Origin of the sequence: Acidovorax sp. PRC11, assembly GCF_031844105.1 — a bacterium.
Classification (GTDB): Bacteria; Pseudomonadota; Gammaproteobacteria; order Burkholderiales; family Burkholderiaceae_C; genus Paracidovorax.
On the sequence record NZ_JAUZUQ010000020.1, the window covers coordinates 77,040 to 92,319 of the forward strand.

General features: G+C 69.5%; 14 protein-coding genes. 6 read left to right on the plus strand and 8 right to left on the minus strand.

The genetic code is table 11. From position 1 onward, the window contains the following. Nucleotides 1-124: 124 nt before the first annotated feature. Genes argE through Q9R47_RS19650 form a run of 5 tightly spaced genes read right to left on the minus strand, consistent with a single transcriptional unit; the run spans nt 125 to nt 5,221 of the window. Nucleotides 125-1,324: an acetylornithine deacetylase gene (argE, locus tag Q9R47_RS19630; protein WP_311234793.1), complete on the minus strand. Its 1,200-nt coding sequence runs from the start codon at nt 1,322-1,324 to the stop codon at nt 125-127. Further along, complete coding sequence (locus tag Q9R47_RS19635) at nt 1,321-2,340, minus strand: ABC transporter ATP-binding protein (RefSeq protein WP_311234794.1); 1,020 nt, start codon at nt 2,338-2,340, stop codon at nt 1,321-1,323. The genes argE and Q9R47_RS19635 overlap by 4 nt, the downstream gene beginning before the upstream one ends. Next, nucleotides 2,337-3,335, minus strand: a complete 999-nt coding sequence (locus Q9R47_RS19640) for an ABC transporter ATP-binding protein (protein ID WP_311234795.1) — start codon at nt 3,333-3,335, stop codon at nt 2,337-2,339. The genes Q9R47_RS19635 and Q9R47_RS19640 overlap by 4 nt, the downstream gene beginning before the upstream one ends. 1 nt (nt 3,336) lies before the next feature. Next, on the minus strand, nt 3,337-4,218 hold the full coding sequence (locus tag Q9R47_RS19645; RefSeq protein ID WP_311234796.1) for an ABC transporter permease: 882 nt from the start codon (nt 4,216-4,218) through the stop codon (nt 3,337-3,339). A 25-nt stretch (nt 4,219-4,243) separates the two neighbouring features. Continuing rightward, nucleotides 4,244-5,221, minus strand: a complete 978-nt coding sequence (locus tag Q9R47_RS19650; RefSeq protein ID WP_311234797.1) for an ABC transporter permease — start codon at nt 5,219-5,221, stop codon at nt 4,244-4,246. A 113-nt stretch (nt 5,222-5,334) separates the two neighbouring features. Here Q9R47_RS19650 and Q9R47_RS19655 point away from each other — a divergent pair, with 113 nt between their 5' ends. The 3 genes from Q9R47_RS19655 (at nt 5,335) to Q9R47_RS19665 (ending at nt 8,694) form a co-directional block, all read left to right on the plus strand. Next, entirely contained in the window at nt 5,335-6,261 is a 927-nt protein-coding gene (locus Q9R47_RS19655) for a LysR substrate-binding domain-containing protein (protein WP_311234798.1), read from the plus strand. Nucleotides 6,262-6,348: 87 nt separating this feature from the next. Further along, nucleotides 6,349-6,987: an MBL fold metallo-hydrolase gene (locus tag Q9R47_RS19660; RefSeq protein ID WP_311234799.1), complete on the plus strand. Its 639-nt coding sequence runs from the start codon at nt 6,349-6,351 to the stop codon at nt 6,985-6,987. Nucleotides 6,988-7,170: 183 nt separating this feature from the next. Further along, complete coding sequence (locus Q9R47_RS19665; RefSeq protein ID WP_311234800.1) at nt 7,171-8,694, plus strand: DASS family sodium-coupled anion symporter; 1,524 nt, start codon at nt 7,171-7,173, stop codon at nt 8,692-8,694. Nucleotides 8,695-8,727: 33 nt separating this feature from the next. Here Q9R47_RS19665 and Q9R47_RS19670 read toward each other — a convergent pair whose 3' ends face one another. The 3 genes from Q9R47_RS19670 to Q9R47_RS19680 all read right to left on the minus strand — a co-directional run bounded on the left by Q9R47_RS19670 (nt 8,728) and on the right by Q9R47_RS19680 (nt 11,711). Further along, nucleotides 8,728-9,582 (minus strand): M48 family metallopeptidase, encoded by an 855-nt coding sequence (locus tag Q9R47_RS19670; RefSeq protein ID WP_311234807.1) that lies wholly within the window; start codon nt 9,580-9,582, stop codon nt 8,728-8,730. 166 nt (nt 9,583-9,748) lie between these two features. Next, complete coding sequence (locus Q9R47_RS19675; protein ID WP_311234808.1) at nt 9,749-10,636, minus strand: EamA family transporter; 888 nt, start codon at nt 10,634-10,636, stop codon at nt 9,749-9,751. A gap of 283 nt (nt 10,637-10,919) precedes the next feature. After that, nucleotides 10,920-11,711 (minus strand): AraC family transcriptional regulator, encoded by a 792-nt coding sequence (locus Q9R47_RS19680; RefSeq protein ID WP_311234801.1) that lies wholly within the window; start codon nt 11,709-11,711, stop codon nt 10,920-10,922. Nucleotides 11,712-11,821: 110 nt separating this feature from the next. Here Q9R47_RS19680 and Q9R47_RS19685 point away from each other — a divergent pair, with 110 nt between their 5' ends. From Q9R47_RS19685 to Q9R47_RS19695, 3 genes are all read left to right on the plus strand, one after another. After that, on the plus strand, nt 11,822-13,186 hold the full coding sequence (locus Q9R47_RS19685) for an AmpG family muropeptide MFS transporter (protein ID WP_311234802.1): 1,365 nt from the start codon (nt 11,822-11,824) through the stop codon (nt 13,184-13,186). A 112-nt stretch (nt 13,187-13,298) separates the two neighbouring features. Beyond that, on the plus strand, nt 13,299-14,018 hold the full coding sequence (locus Q9R47_RS19690; RefSeq protein ID WP_311234803.1) for a response regulator transcription factor: 720 nt from the start codon (nt 13,299-13,301) through the stop codon (nt 14,016-14,018). 19 nt (nt 14,019-14,037) lie between these two features. Further along, the coding region (locus tag Q9R47_RS19695; RefSeq protein WP_311234804.1) for an ATP-binding protein at nt 14,038-15,280 on the plus strand (1,243 nt) is incomplete at its 3' end.

A 15,280-nucleotide genomic window follows, 5' to 3' on the forward strand; every position in this document is an offset into this window, starting at 1 on the left:
TCTCCGCTTCTCAGTTGAGGGACAAGAGAAGTGTGTCATGCGCCTCCCGGCGGCTCAATCGACGAATATTCACTTTTGCATTCCATGCCGGAATGCCATCGGGGTTATTGGCAACTTCTCGGTATTAACCCGCAAAACCCCGCGGAATGCCGCTGTCGATGACGCGGTCCAGGAATGCCTCGCAGGCGGCGAGCTGCGCCAGAGAAACGAACTCGTCAGGGCGATGGGCCTGCTCGATGCTTCCGGGGCCGCAAATGATGGTGCGAATACCTGCGTTCTGGAAAAGCCCAGCCTCGGTGCTGTAGGCCACCCTCTGGAGGCGGTCGCTGGAGGTCATCTCCTGCATGAAGGCCACCAGCGGGTCGGAGGGCGGGATCGCGAACGGCGGGGAATCGTTCACGAGCGTCCATTCGATGCTGCCCGAGTCGTCCCCGGCTCGCATCTTCGGAAGAATGTGGGCATCTCCGTGGGAGCGCAGCCGGTCGAACAGGCCTTCCGCATCCTGCCCGGGAAGGTAGCGCGCCTCCACGTTGAAGCGGCAGTCCCCCGGTACCGTGTTGGGGGCGATGCCGCCGGCGACCATGCTGCATTGCAGGGTCGTGTAGGGCAATTCGAATCCCGGATCGCGGTACCCGCTTCCCGCCTCCATCCCGGCGAGGCGCTGCACCTGGGCGATCAGATGGGCACCATGCTCTATGGCGTTAATGCCGAGGTCCGTGCGGGACGAGTGGGCTTCGCGGCCACGGACGCGGCAGCACATTTCCCTGCGGCCCTTGTGCGCCACGACCAGACCCATCATCGTGGGCTCGCCCACGATGCATGCCGCGGGGCGGATCCGCCGGTCCGCGAGGTCGGCCAGCATGTCCCGCACGCCGATGCAGCCGACCTCCTCGTCGTACGACAAAGCCAGGTGGAAGGGCGCGGGCGACCCGGCCGCGAGCATCCGCGGAACCGCCGCCAGCACGCAGGCGATGAAGCCTTTCATGTCGCACGCGCCGCGGCCGTAGACGTTCCCGTCGCGCACGTGTGCAGTGAACGGGCTGGAGGCCCAGTTCTGGCCGTCGACCGGCACCACGTCGGTGTGTCCCGAGAAGATCCATCCGGGCAGCGGACCGCCGCCGATGGTGGCGAAGAGGTTGGCCTTGCGCTTCTCCGCATCGAACGTCAGCCGCAGCTCCGCGCCGAAGGGCGCAAGATAGTCCTGCACCCAGCGGATCAGTGCGAGATTGGAGTTGCGGCTCGTCGTGTCGAACGCGATGAGGGTCTCGAGGATCGAGAGCGTCGACGCCGACGGCATGGCCTGGGCGGGTTCCGATGGTGTCATGGCGTATCGTTGAGATGGCATGCCGACAGGTGGCCGTCCTCGAGAGGCACCAGCGCGGGCACCTCCTGCGCGCAGCGCGGCATCGCGTGCGGACAGCGCGGATGGAAATGGCAGCCGGAGGGAGGATTGAGCGGGGACGGAATCTCTCCGCGGATGGCGATGAACTGCTTCTTGCGCACCTCCAGGGTGGGCGCCTCGGCCAGCAGCGCCCGCGAATAGGGATGGTTCGGCCGGGAGAACAGCGTCTCGGCATCGGCCGTCTCCACGATCCGCCCGAGGTACATGATCACCACCCTGTCGCTGATGTGGCGCACCACGCCGAGGTCGTGGCTGATGAACAGGTAGGTCAGGTCGAGTTCCTCGCGCAGCTTCATGAACAGGTTGATCACCTGGGCCTGGATGGAGACGTCCAGTGCCGCGACCGCTTCGTCGCACACGAGGAACTCCGATCGCAGCGCCAGCGCACGGGCGATGCCGACGCGGGCCCGCTGGCCCCCGGAGAACTGGTGGGGAAAGCGCTGGCCGACCGCCGGATCGAGCCCGACCTTCTGCAGCAGCTCCGCCACGAACCCGGTCTGCTCGCGGCGCCGCACCAGGCCATGGGCGACGGCGGCCTCGCCCACCAGGTCGTTCACGCGAAGGCGCGGGTTGAGCGACGCATACGGATCCTGGAACACCATCTGCATCTTGAGCTGCACGCGCTTGCGCTCGGCGGCCGGCAACTCCGCGATGGGAGTGCCCTTCCAGGCCACCTGCCCCCGCGTGGGGGAGTGGAGGCCGACCGCGACGCGGCCCAGCGTGGACTTGCCGCAGCCGGATTCACCGACGAGCCCGATGACCTCGCCCGCGCGGATCGCGAGGGAGGCATCCTGAACAGCGTGCACCACGGGGGGCGGGGATGCGAGGCCCAGGCGCACCGCAAGCTTGTGGGCAACGTCCTGCCGGCGCGTGAACTGCTTGGAAATCCCCCGCAGTTCCAGGAGGGGCGGACGTGCCGGTGCCATCGTCGTTGTCATTCGATCTCCGAAGCGGTGAAGGGAGCCCAGCACCGCACGATGCGGCGCTGCAGGTGTTGCGGCAGCGGCACCTGCCCGCAGTCGGACGACGCGGCCTTGCAGCGTTCACGGAACGCGCAGCCCGTCGGCAGCGACAGCAGCGCAGGCGTGGAGCCGCTGATCTGGTGGAGCGGCCTGCCGCGGGGATTGCGGCTCGGAAGGGAGTCGATCAGGCCCTGGGTGTACGGGTGCATGGGGTGTTCGAGAACGTCGCGGGTCGAGCCGTGCTCCACGATCTTTCCCGCATACATCACCGACACCGAGTCGGCCAGGCCGGCGACGACCGAGAGGTCGTGGGTGATCCAGATCAGCGACGTGCCCGTGTCGCGGCACAGCTTCTGCATCTCGAACAGGATCTGCGCCTGGATCGTGACGTCGAGCGCCGTCGTGGGCTCGTCGGCGATGATCAGATCCGGCTTGTTGAGCAGCGCGATGGCAATGGCGACGCGCTGCCTCATTCCGCCCGAGAACTGGTGGGGATACGACTCCAGCCGCTCGTCCGGTGCGGGAATGCCCACCTGCACCAGGGCGTCACGCGCGCGCTCCCGGGCGGCGCTGCGGCTGATCCGTTCGTGCGCCTGGACCGCTTCGATCATCTGGGTGTCGATCCGCAGTACGGGGTTGAGCGTCATCATCGGATCCTGGAAGATCATGGCGATGCGGTCGCCGCGGAGCTTGCGCAACTGCGCCTCGGGCATGCCGCGGAGGTCGCGGCCGCGGAACAGGATGCGGCCGCCCACGATTTCGCCGGGCTTGTCGACGAGTCCGACGATGGAGTAGCCGGTCATCGACTTGCCCGAGCCGGATTCGCCGACCAGCCCCATGACCTCGCCCGCACGCAGCGTGAAACTGACGTCGTCGACGGCTTTGGCGACACCGGCGCGGGTGAAGAAATAGGTCTTGAGCCCTTCGACCATGAGGGTGGGGGTGTTGTCGGTGTGGGGTGAGATGGTCATGTCACTGTTTCTGCAACCGGGGGTTGAGCACATCGCGCAATTGATCGGCCACGAGGTTGATGCTGACGATGAGCATCAGCAGGGCCACGCCGGGAAAGAAGCTCATCCAGTACTTGCCGGAGAGCATGTGCTGGAAGCCGTTGGCGATCAGCAGCCCCAGCGACGGCTCGGTGATCGGCAGGCCCAGCCCCAGGAACGACAGCGTGGCCTCCAGCGAGATCGCGGCAGCGACCTGGAGCGCGGCCACGACGATGAGCGGGGGCAGGCAATTGGGAAGCAGGTGGCGCAGCAGGATGCGGATGTGCGAGAGGCCCTGCAGGCGGGCCGCCTCCATGTATTCCTTGCGGCTTTCGACGATGGCGGCGCTGCGGGTGGTGCGCGCGTAGTAGGCCCACTGCACCGCGACCAGGGCGGCCACGATCTTCCCGGTTCCCTGGCCGAGCACCGCCAGCAGGACCAGCGCGATCAGGATGGCAGGGAAGGAGAGCTGGATGTCGGCGGCGCGCATGATCAGCGTCTCCGCCCATCCGCCCTTGTAGCCGGCGATCAGCCCGAGCACCCCGCCGATGGCCAGCGCGATGGCCGTGCTCGACAGCCCGACCAGCAGGCTGATGCGCAGTCCGTAGACGATGGCCGAGAACATGTCGCGACCCTGCTCGTCCGTTCCGAGCAGGTACGTCCTGCCGGGCCGGTCGGTCCAGGGGGTGTCGGGCGGCTGCCGGGAATCCAGCAGATTGAGCTGGGACAGGTCATAGGGCTGTTGCGGAGCGACCCACGGCGCGGCAATGGCACCGAGGGCGAATACGCACAGGACGAAGAGGCCGAGCAGGGCGATCCAGCTGTCCGCATACGAGCGGAACACCCGGGCGATTCCGGTATTCATGGGTATTTGAGGAAAGTAGGGGAAGTCAGGCGTCCGCGTCCGCCAGTCGGACCCGGGGATCGACGAGGGAATACACGATATCGACCGCCAGATTGATGAATATGAAAAGGCTGACGATGACCAGCAGATAAGCCACCACCACCGGCCGATCGAGCAGGTTGATCGACTCGATGAGCAGTTTTCCCATTCCAGGCCACGAGAATACCGACTCGGTCACCACGGCAAATGCGATGACGGAACCGAATTCAAGCCCCACCACCGTGATAATCGGAATCATGATGTTCTTCAACACATGCACGCCGACCACCCGGAAAGGCGACAGGCCTTTTGCCCGGGCGAATTTCACGTAATCCTGCAGCAGCGCCTCCCGGGCGCCTGCACGGGTGAGCCGGATGACCAGCGATACCTTGAACAACGCCAGGTTCAGCGCCGGCATGAGCAGGTGTTTCCAGCCGTCGAGCGTGAATATCGACAGGGGGATGCCCAGCACCTCCACGGTCTGGCCCCGGCCATTGGAAGGCAGCCAGCCCAGCTGCACGGACAGCACCATGATCAGCATCAGCCCCACCCAGAAGGTCGGCAGGGAGAAGCCGACGATCGACCCGGTCAGGATGGTTCTGCCAGCAACACTGTCCGGCCTCAGCCCCGCCCACAGGCCGAGCGGTATGCCGATCACCACCGCCATGGCCATGGCCACCACGGCCAGCTCGAGCGTCGCGGGCATGCGCTCGAGGATCAGGCTCGCCGCCGGCGTGTTATGGACGAACGAATTGCCGAGATTACCCGACAGTGCACGGGCCACGAAATGCCCGTATTGCACGGCCAATGGCTGATCCAGCCCCAGGGCAGCGGTCACCCGCTGCACTTCTTCCGCGTCCGCCTGCGGACTCAGCAATATGTCGATGGGATTGCCGATGGCGTATACGCCCACGAAAACCAGAACCGACATCAAGGCTATAACCAGCAGACTCTGCAGGCACCGCCGGAACAGGAAAACCGCCATTTCAAATCTCTTTGGAATCTTTGCAAATGGGATGTTAGGTAGAGCCGTGCGGGCGGACAAGTGACGTATATTCGCCTCCGCATTCCAAAACGTCATGTTAGTGGTAAACCCGTATGCGGCCGAACCTTCCGACGATCACTTCATTGCGCGTCTTCGAGGCGGCAGCCCGGCATTTGAGCTTCACCACCGCAGCCGATGAGTTGTTTCTCACGCAAAGCGCCGTCAGCAAACAGATCCGTGCCCTGGAGGAATGCCTGGACGTTCCGTTGTTCATCCGGGTCAACCGGGGCCTGGCATTGACCGCCCTGGGTTCGGCCTACCTCGATGACATCCGGCCGGTGCTGGACCAGCTCGTCGCCGCGTCGGCCCGCCTGACCGAGCGGCGCACGGCCCCTTCGACGCTGACCCTGCGGATGCTCGCGATCCTCGGCGACCGGTGGCTCCTGCCGAGATTCGGATCGTTCGCCCGGCAATATCCGCAGATCAGTGTCCAGTTCACGAGCCTGATGTCGAAGGACGGCCGCGAGCATGCCGATGCCGATGGCGAATTCCGGTTCGGCGACGGCAACTGGCACGGCTACCAGTCCGATTACCTTTTCGGACGCGAGATGCTGCTGGTGGCGTCGGAACATCTGCTGGCGCAGAACGAGGGACTGCAGCAACTATCGGACGTGGCCAAGTTTCCGCTGCTGCAGCATTTCCAGGCGCCCCAGGCGTGGACCGAATTCTTCGCGGATAACCGGGTGCTGCCGCCCCAGAACCCGCGCGTCATCCGCTACGAGTTCTATTCGACGCTGCTGCGGTCGGCCGCGGCGGGCATGGGGGTGGCGCTCGTGCCCTCCGAACTCGTTCAGGAAGAACTCAGTCGCGGCGACCTGATCAATCCGCTGACGGCGGGCTACACCAGCCGCAACGGCTACTATTTCGTCTTCCACGAACACCAACGGGCCAATCCCACGCTCGCGGCCCTGCGCAGCTGGCTGCAGTTGCAGGCCCAGGAAACCCGGGGAGAGCAGGTGGACGAGATCGTGGGAAGGTAGCCGTGACAGGGGCGAGCCGTCCGGTCCCGCGGCCTGCCGTTCATCGCGACACGGGCTCGCACGCGGCTTTCATTTTTCTCCCTTTTCATGCTCCACTACCACACCATCCCCGTCACCGCCTTCCAGCAGAACTGCTCGCTCGTCTGGTGCGATGCCACGCAAGCGGCCGCCGTGATCGATCCGGGCGGCGACCTCGACCGCGTGCTCGCCGAAGTCGAAGGCCGCGGCCTGCGGCTGGAGCAGATCTGGCTCACGCACGCCCACATCGACCATGCGGGCGGCGCGGGCGAGCTGGCCGAGCGGCTGTCGCTGCCGATCACCGGGCCGCACCCGGGCGACCAGTTCTGGATCGACGGGCTGCCGCAGCAGAGCGCGATGTTCGGTTTTCCGCCCGCGCGGCCGTTCGTGCCCACGCGCTGGCTGGGCGACGGCGACACGGTGCAGATCGGCCACGAGACGCTGCAGGTGCGCCACTGCCCGGGCCACACGCCGGGCCACGTGGTGTTCCATGCGCCGCAGATCCAGCGCTGCTTCGTGGGCGACGTGCTGTTCGCCGGCAGCATCGGCCGCACGGACTTCCCGCAGGGCAACCACCAGGACCTGATCGACAGCATCGTGCAGCGCCTGTGGCCCATGGGCGACGAGACGGTGTTCATTCCCGGACATGGGCCGGAGAGCAGCTTCGGCCGCGAGCGGCGCAGCAATCCCTTCGTGGGCGGGACCTGAGCGGCATTCCGCGGCGGGGACACGGCGAGGGCCACGGCCGGCCATCCACCCGGCCTTGATGCCGGTCAACGCCTCGAAGGCGGCATGCGGGCATCCTTTCCTGCAGGTCCGATGGTTCCGCGCAATCGGTAGTTTCCGATCCATGGCGGGCCACGGCCTTACCGTGAAAGAAAAGCCTCCGCCATGACGCCGTCGCCCGTCCCCCCGCATTCGCCTTCTCCCGCCGCTCCCATCACCTCGCAGCCCGAGCCCGACTCCCGTCGCAAGCTTGCCTACCTGCTGCTCGCCCTGGGTCTGTATGCCCTGGTGCTTGCGCTGCCGGCCCCGGCCGGGCTATCTCCCTCCGGCCAGGTCGCCCTGGGCTTGCTGGTGCTCGTGGTCACGCTGTGGATCAGCGAATGCGTCTCGCCCGCCAACAGCGCGGTGCTGCTCACCGGCATGGCGGTGGTGGGATTGATGGGCAAACCGCTCACGCCGGGGGCCAAACCCATGGGCTCCGCCGATGCGCTCACCGTGATGCTGGGCGGTTTCTCGTCCACGGCCGTGCTGCTGGTGGCCGCCGCGCTGTTCCTGGCCGTGGCGCTCAAGCACACGGGGCTGGACCGCCGGGTGGCGCTGCTGGTGATGAGCCGGGTCGGCATTTCGCCGGCCCGGCTCACGCTGGGCGCGATGCTGGTGGGCTTCGTGCTGGCGCTGTTCATTCCTTCCGCCACGGCGCGCGTGGGCGCGGTGATACCGATCATGGTGGGCATCACCGCGGCGCTCGGCCTGCCCGTGGGCAGCAGCCTGGGCGCCACGCTGATGATCGTGACGGCGCAGGCCTGCTCGATCTTCAACATCGCGGTGAAGACGGGTGCCGCGCAGAACCTCATCAGCCTGAACTTCATGCAGGGGGCCTTCGGCCACGGCGTGACCTGGGGGCAATGGTTCCTGGCCGCCCTGCCCTTCACCATCGGCATGTCCGTCGTGCTGTTCTTCGTGTCGCTGTGGCTGCTGCGCCCCGAGGTACCCGACTCCGAGGACGCCGCAGGCAACCTGCGCGAGCAACTGCGCGCGCTCGGCCCCGTCAGCGCTCCGGAGAAGCGCCTGATCGCGGTGGCGCTGCTGCTGCTGGTGCTCTGGTCCACGGAAGGCACGCTGCACCCGTTCGACACGACCACCACCACGCAGCTGGGCATCGCGCTGCTGCTCATGCCGCGCATCGGCGTGATGCACTGGGCGCAGGCCGAAAAGCTGGTGCCCTGGGGCACGGTGGTGCTGTTCGCGGCGTCGATCTCGCTGGGCACGCTGCTGCAGCGTACCGGGGCGGCCGGCTGGCTGGCCCAGCAGACGCTGGGGCAGTTGGGCCTCGAGGGACTTCCGGTGGTGGCGGTGATCGGCGCGCTGGCCGTATTCAGCATCGTGCTGCACCTGGGCTTCGCCTCTGCCACGGGCCTGGCCAGCACGCTGATACCCATCTTCATCGCCTTCGCGCAAACGCTGCCGGTTTCGAAGGAAACGGCCTTCGGCATCGTGCTCGTGCAAAGCTTCGTCGTGTCGTTCGGCTTCATCCTGCCGACGAATGCACCGCAGAACATGCTGTGCTACGGCACGGGCGCGTTCGGCACGCTGCAGTTCGCCAAGGTGGGGCTGGTGGTGACGATGGCAGGCCTGGCGCTCATCCTGCTGCTGTCGGCCACGCTCTGGCCGTGGATGGGCGTGCTCTGACGCCCCCAGGGGCCCGCGGACGAGGCGGCGGACCTACCCGCGGCGCGCGGCCTGGTAGAGCCCCTGCACGCGCGGAACGTTCTGCTCCAGCTCGCGGATGCGTTCCGGGCCGCTGGGGTGGGTGGAGAGGAACGCCAAGCCGCCCTGCCCGCCCGTCGCCTCGCCCATCTTGCGCCAGAGCGTCACGGCGGATTCGGGGTTGTAGCCGCCGCGGGCCGCCATCTCCAGCCCGACGAGGTCGGCCTCGGTCTCGTCGCTGCGGCTGAACTTGAGCGAGATCAATTGCGTGCCGAGGTTGGCCGCCGCGTTGCCCAGATCGCCCAGGCCCAGCAGCTGCGCGCCGAGCGACAGGCCCATGCTGGTGGCCTGCGTCTTGGCGAGGCGTGCGCGGGCATGTTCGCGCAGGGCGTGCGCCATCTCGTGGCCCATGACCATGGCGGCCTCGTCGTCGCTGAGCTTGAGCTGGTCGAGGATGCCCGTGTAGAAGGCGATCTTGCCGCCCGGCATGCAGAAGGCGTTGATCTGCTTGCTGCCGATCAGGTTCACCTCCCATCGCCATTGCCGCGCGCGATCGTTCCACTGCGCGGAGTACGGGATCAGGCGCTGGCTGATGCCGCGCAGGCGCACCAGCTGGGGATGCGTGTCGCCCGCGAGCGCGCGCTGCGCCTTGGCCTTGGCGAGCATCTGGTCGTACTGCTGGTCGGCGGCGGCCTCGAGCTGTTCGGCCGGGACGAGGCGCCGCATCTGCGAGGCGGAACCCACGTCCACCTGGGCCAGCGCGGACCCCGCCATGGTGGCGCCGGCCGCGAGCAGGAAGCCGCGACGCGCGTTCCACGGGCCCGAACGCAGGGCCGTGCAGAAGCGGCAGCCGGTGTCCACGTGAGGCAGGGCCGCGGACGCTCCATCGACGGCCGGAGAGAGGGAAGTCGGGTGGTGGTTCGGCATGATGGGCGGAAGTCTAGGGGAGCCGAACGCAGCCCGGCTGTAGGCGGGCTGCGCAAATGCCCGGGCACCCGAGGCCGTATGCGAAGCCTTTTCTGGCAGCCCTTTGCGCTCAGGCCCCGTCCATCGCTGCGGCGGCGGCCTTGGTGCGCTTCGCCGCGCGCATCTCCGCCCAGACCACGATCAGCAGCCCGCCGAGCACGCCCGCCAGCCCCCAGGTCGCCATCGCCGACGGCGTCTCGCCCACCACGGCCACCGCCAGCGCGAAGGCCGTGACCGGCTCGGCGAGCGCCAGGGTGACGCCCGTGGCGCCGCTGATGTGCCGCAGCGCATGCGTGAACAGCAGGTAGGCGAGCCCGGTGGCCACCAGCCCCAGGTACAGCACCACGCCCCAGGTGCGCGCCGAGCCCGCGAGCGGGCCGGCGAGCGCGAAGGCGGCGGGCAGCGAGATGAGCGCGGCGGTGCCGAACACCGCCAGGTTGACGGCGCCCGGCGCCGCGCGTGCGGCCAGCTTCTGGTTGAGCAGCGCATAGGCGGCATAGCTCAGGCCCGCGAGCAGGCAGAGCGCGATGCCGCCGGCCGGTGCCTGCACGCTGGTGCGGCCGTCCAGCGCCATCGCCGCGCCGCCGGCCACGCCCAGCAGCGTGCCCAGCCACCAGACGGGCGCGGGCCAGCGGCGCAGCACCAGCGTCTGCAGCAGGCCGGCCCAGATCGGGCCGCTGCCGATCGCGATGGCCGTGCCCAGCGCGACGCCGCTCGCCTTCACGCCCGCGAAAAAGCTCAGGTTGTAGGCGGCCACGCAGGCCCCGGCGAGCAGCACCCCGCGCCACGGCAGGGCCGCGATGCCGCGTGCGCCGCCGCGCCACCACAGCAGGCCCCCGAAGAAGGCGCTGGCGATGAGGAGCCGCAGCGCCCCCACCCACACCGGCGCGAGCCCCGAGGGCGCCAGGCTCTGCGCCGTGCCCGTGGTGCCCCAGAGCACCGCGGCCGCGAGCACCATGGCGATGCCCAGCGCCGGGCGCGCGGAGGCTGCAGGCGATGGGACGGCGGTGGCGCCGGCGGCTGCCGGTGCAGCGGATGGTGCGGCAGGCACGGCGGATGCCGGGCCGGACGATGGAGTGGCGCAAGACATGCCCCGAGCGTGCCATGCGCTGGCGCGGACAAATGTCGCGCAACGCTCGAAGCGCACAGCCTCGGTGCGGTTCTGCCCGGCCGGCTCGTCACGACCCACACCCATCCCCGTCGATCGTTCATCTTCAGCCCGGGCACCCTGCGCCCGCAGGTCACTCCACGGCGCGCCGCAGCCCCCGTGCCCCGGTCCCGCGTTCGCGCCGCAGCGCAGTCGCGAGTGCGCTGGCGGTGCCATAGCCGCAGGCGAGCGCGGCGTCCTCCAGCCGCTGCCCGCGCGCGATGCGGCGTTCGGCGGCGTCCAGCCGCAGACCGCGCAGCCAGGCCTGCGGCGTGGCGCCCGCCAGCTCCAGCCAGCGGGCATGGAAGCGCTGGGGGCTCAAATGGCACAGGGCCGCCATGCGGGCCGTGGGCCAGGGCTCGTGCAGGGCGGCTTCCACGGCCTGCTGCAGCCGCTCCAGCGGCAGAGCCCGGCGCGCCAGGATGCGCGGCGCCTGCGCCCAAAGGGCCTGCAATTGCGCAGCCACCTGCACGCCGTGCGCGATGGGGGCGGTCCACATGCCGGGCCCTGCCTGCATCTCGCCGCGGCCAACGCCGCCGCTGCCGTCGCCCTCGCCCTCGCCGTGCGGCCCGGCGGCCAGCCGCCCGAGCTGGCGGCGGGCGCCGGGCGGTACGGCGAAGCGCCGCAGGCGGTCGGTGCCGGGCTGCGGCGGCGCATCGACCACGCAGAACCGCGCTCCCGGCAGGGCCAGATAGCCATGCCGCGCGCCGGCCGGAATCACGATGCCGCAGGTGGCATCCACGAACGCCGGCCGGCCATCCACCTCCAGCTCCATGCGGCCTTCCAGCCCGACGAGCACCTGCGCATGGTCGTGCGCATGGGCGGCATGCTCGCCGCCGTAGCGGCGGATGGTGCAGTAGGGGAAGGCGTCGGTGCCGTGCAGCATGCGCCGCATGGTACGCCCGGCGCGCGGGCCGGCGGGATAATGCCCGCCACGCCGAACGGCCGCCGCGCCGCCCTCCCGCCCCTGGTGCGGGCACGCACCTTCCATCGCCCATGACCTCGACCCCGCCCTCCGGGCCCGCAACGGCCTCGTCCCCCACCCCGGCCTCCACGCCCCGCCGTTCCTGGCGCGCCGCCTGGCGCGTCTACGGCGAGGCCGCCAGCCTGCGCATGCTGGCTCTGGGCTTTTCGGCCGGGCTGCCGCTGTTGCTGGTGCTGGGCACGCTGTCGTTCTGGCTGCGCGAGGCCGGGGTGGACCGCACCACCATCGGCTACCTCAGCTGGGTGGGCCTGGCCTACGCCTTCAAATGGGTCTGGGCGCCGCTGGTGGACCGCATGCCGCTGCCGCTGCTCACGCGCACGCTGGGCCGGCGGCGCAGCTGGCTGCTGTTCTCGCAGGCGCTGGTGATGGCGGGCCTGGCGGGCATGGCCTTCAACGATCCGCGCGCGGCCCTGGCGCCCATGGTGTGGTGCGCGCTGGCGGTGGCCTTCGGCTCGGCCACGCAGGACATCGCGCTCGACGCCTTCCGCATCGAATCCGCCGATGCCGACCGGCAGGCCGCGCTCGCCGCCACCTACCAGACGGGCTACCGGCTGGCGATGATCTGGGCCGGCGCCGGCGTGCTGTGGGTGGCCGCGCGCGCCGAGGTGCCCGGCCTCGCGGGCTACCAGCCCGGCGCATGGCGCACGGCCTACCTGGTGATGGCCGCGTCCATGCTGGTGGGCGTGCTCACGGTGCTGCTCTCGCGCGAGCCCGCGCCGCGCCCGCTGCCGCCCGCGCGCAACGCGGCCGAGTGGCTGCGCGGCGCGCTGATCGATCCGTTCGCGGATTTCATCGCGCGCTACCGCTGGCAGGCGGCGCTGATCCTGGCGCTGATCGCCGTCTACCGCATCAGCGACGTGGTGATGGGCATCATGGCCAATCCTTTCTACGTGGACATGGGCTACACCAAGGACGAGGTGGCCGCCGTCACCAAGGTGTTCGGCGTGTTCATGACGCTCGCCGGCGCCTTCGTGGGCGGCGTGCTGTCGATGCGCGTGGGCGTGATGCGCGTGCTGATGCTCGGCGCCCTGCTGAGCGCGGCGAGCAACCTGCTGTTCGCCTGGCTGGGCCTGCAGGGGCACGACGTGACGCTGCTGATGGTGGTGGTGTCGGCCGACAACCTGGCCGGCGGCATCGCCTCGGCCGCGTTCATCGCCTACCTCTCGGCGCTCACGAATGTGCAATATTCGGCCACGCAGTACGCGCTGTTCAGCTCCATGATGCTGCTGCTCCCCAAGTGGATCGCGGGGTTCTCGGGGCGGTTCGTGGATGCCTTCGGCTACCCCGAGTTCTTCGCGGCCACCGCGCTGCTGGGCCTGCCCGTGCTGCTGCTGGTGGCGCTGGCCGCACGCGTGCAGGTACGCCCTTCGGCGTGAGCCGGCCGCGGCGCTGCCGGCGTTTACCTGAACTTTACGGAGACTTCAACGCCCCGAGATGCACCGGGGCGAGCATGGGAATCCGCCCCCCGCGGAGAAGACGAAAGACGCCATGAGTACCGCCCAGCTGTTGATGATCGAAGACGACTTCCGCCTCGCGCAGATGGTCATCGAATACCTCGGCCAGTCGGGCCTGGAGGTCACCCACATGGCCGACGGCCAGAGCGGCATGGCCCGCCTGCAGGGCGGCGATGCCGGCGCGCTGCCCGACCTGGTGATCCTGGACCTGATGCTGCCCGACATGGACGGGCTCGACGTGTGCCGCCGCATCCGCTCGCTGCCCGGCGCCGCGGCCCAGGTGCCGGTGCTGATGCTGACGGCCAAGGGCGACCCGATGGACCGCATCATCGGGCTGGAGTTGGGGGCCGACGACTACCTGCCCAAGCCCTTCGAGCCGCGCGAACTGCTCGCGCGCATCCGCGCCATCCTGCGCCGCCGCGAGACCGGGCCCGCCGCGCCGTCGCAGGCCATGCGCTTCGGCACGCTGGAGATCGACCGCGACGCGCGCTCCGTCACCGTGGGCGGCCAGCCGGCGGACCTCACCTCCTACCAGTTCGACCTGCTGGTGGCGCTGGCCGAACGCGCGGGCCGGGTGCTCACGCGCGACCAGATCATGGAGGCCGTGCGCGGCCGCGAGCTGGAAGCCTTCGACCGCTCGATCGACGTGCACATGGGCCGCATCCGCGCGGCGATCGAATCCGACCCCAAGAACCCGCGCCGCATCCTCACCGTGCGCGGCGTGGGGTACGTGTTCGCCAAGCAGCAAGACTGACGGCGCGGAAGCCATCCCTATGTCCAATCCCTTTTCCCGCCGCCTCTATCTGCGCATCTGGCTCGCCGTGGTCGGCGGGATGGCGGTGCTCACGCTGGCGGTGGGCTGGGCGTGGCGCATCGCGGCGGAGCAGAACGCGCTCTCGCAGCCGGCGCCGCCGCCGCGCGAGGTGGTGCTGCTGGACGCTTCGGGCCAGACGGTGCTGCGCGGGCTCGCGATCCGCGTGCCGCCCCCCGCGGGCGCGCCGCCGGGCAAGCTGGAGTTCAGCGTGGAAGGCGAGGACGGCCAGATGCCCCACACGCTGCAGTTCTCGCCGCGCATGCATCCGCCGGGTGGCGAGCGCGACCGGCGCGGCGGCCCCGAGGTCGCGTTCTGGACGCGCCCGCCCTTCGGTTTCCTGTGGATGCTGGGCATCGTGGGCATCGCGGTGGCCGTGGGCGTGTTCCCCATCATCCGGCGCCTGCTGCAGCGGCTGGAAACCCTGCAGCGCAGCGTGCAGCGCTTCGGCGAAGGCGACCTGTCGGCGCGCGTGCCCGAACACGGACAGGACGAGGTGGCCGACCTCGCCCGCCAGTTCAACGCCGCGGCCGCGCGCATCGAAACGCTGGTGAAATCGCACAAGTCGCTGCTCGCCAATGCCTCGCACGAGCTGCGCTCGCCGCTCACGCGCATCCGCATGGGGCTGGAACTGATGCAGGGCAGCACGCCGTCGCCGGCCTTCCGCTCCGAGATCCTGCGCAACATCGCCGAGCTGGACCAGCTCGTGGACGAGATCCTGCTGGCCAGCCGCCTCGACGCGCGCGAGGCCGATGTCGGCACCGTGGAATCCATTGAACTGCTGGGGCTGGCGGCCGAGGAGTGCGCCCGCGTGGATGCCGAGCTGGATGCCGGCGCCTGCGCGGACGGGCTCGAAGTGAGGGGCGTGGCCAAGCTGCTGCGCCGTGCGCTGCGCAACCTTCTGGAGAACGCCCGCCGCTACAGCCAGGGCGAGATCACCGTGCTGCTGCAGCGCAGCGGGCCATGGGCCGAGGTGCGCGTGTGCGATGTCGGTCCCGGGGTGCCGCCGGCGCAGCGCGAGCGCATCTTCGAGCCCTTCTACCGCCTGCCGGGCGCGAGCGAGCGCGCGGGCGGCGTGGGCCTGGGCCTGGCGCTGGTGCGCTCCATCGCGGAGCGGCACGGCGGCAGCGTGCGCTGCGAAGACCGGCCCGACGGGCGCGGCGGTGCCTGCTTCGTGCTCACCCTGCCGATCGGCCCGGCGGACG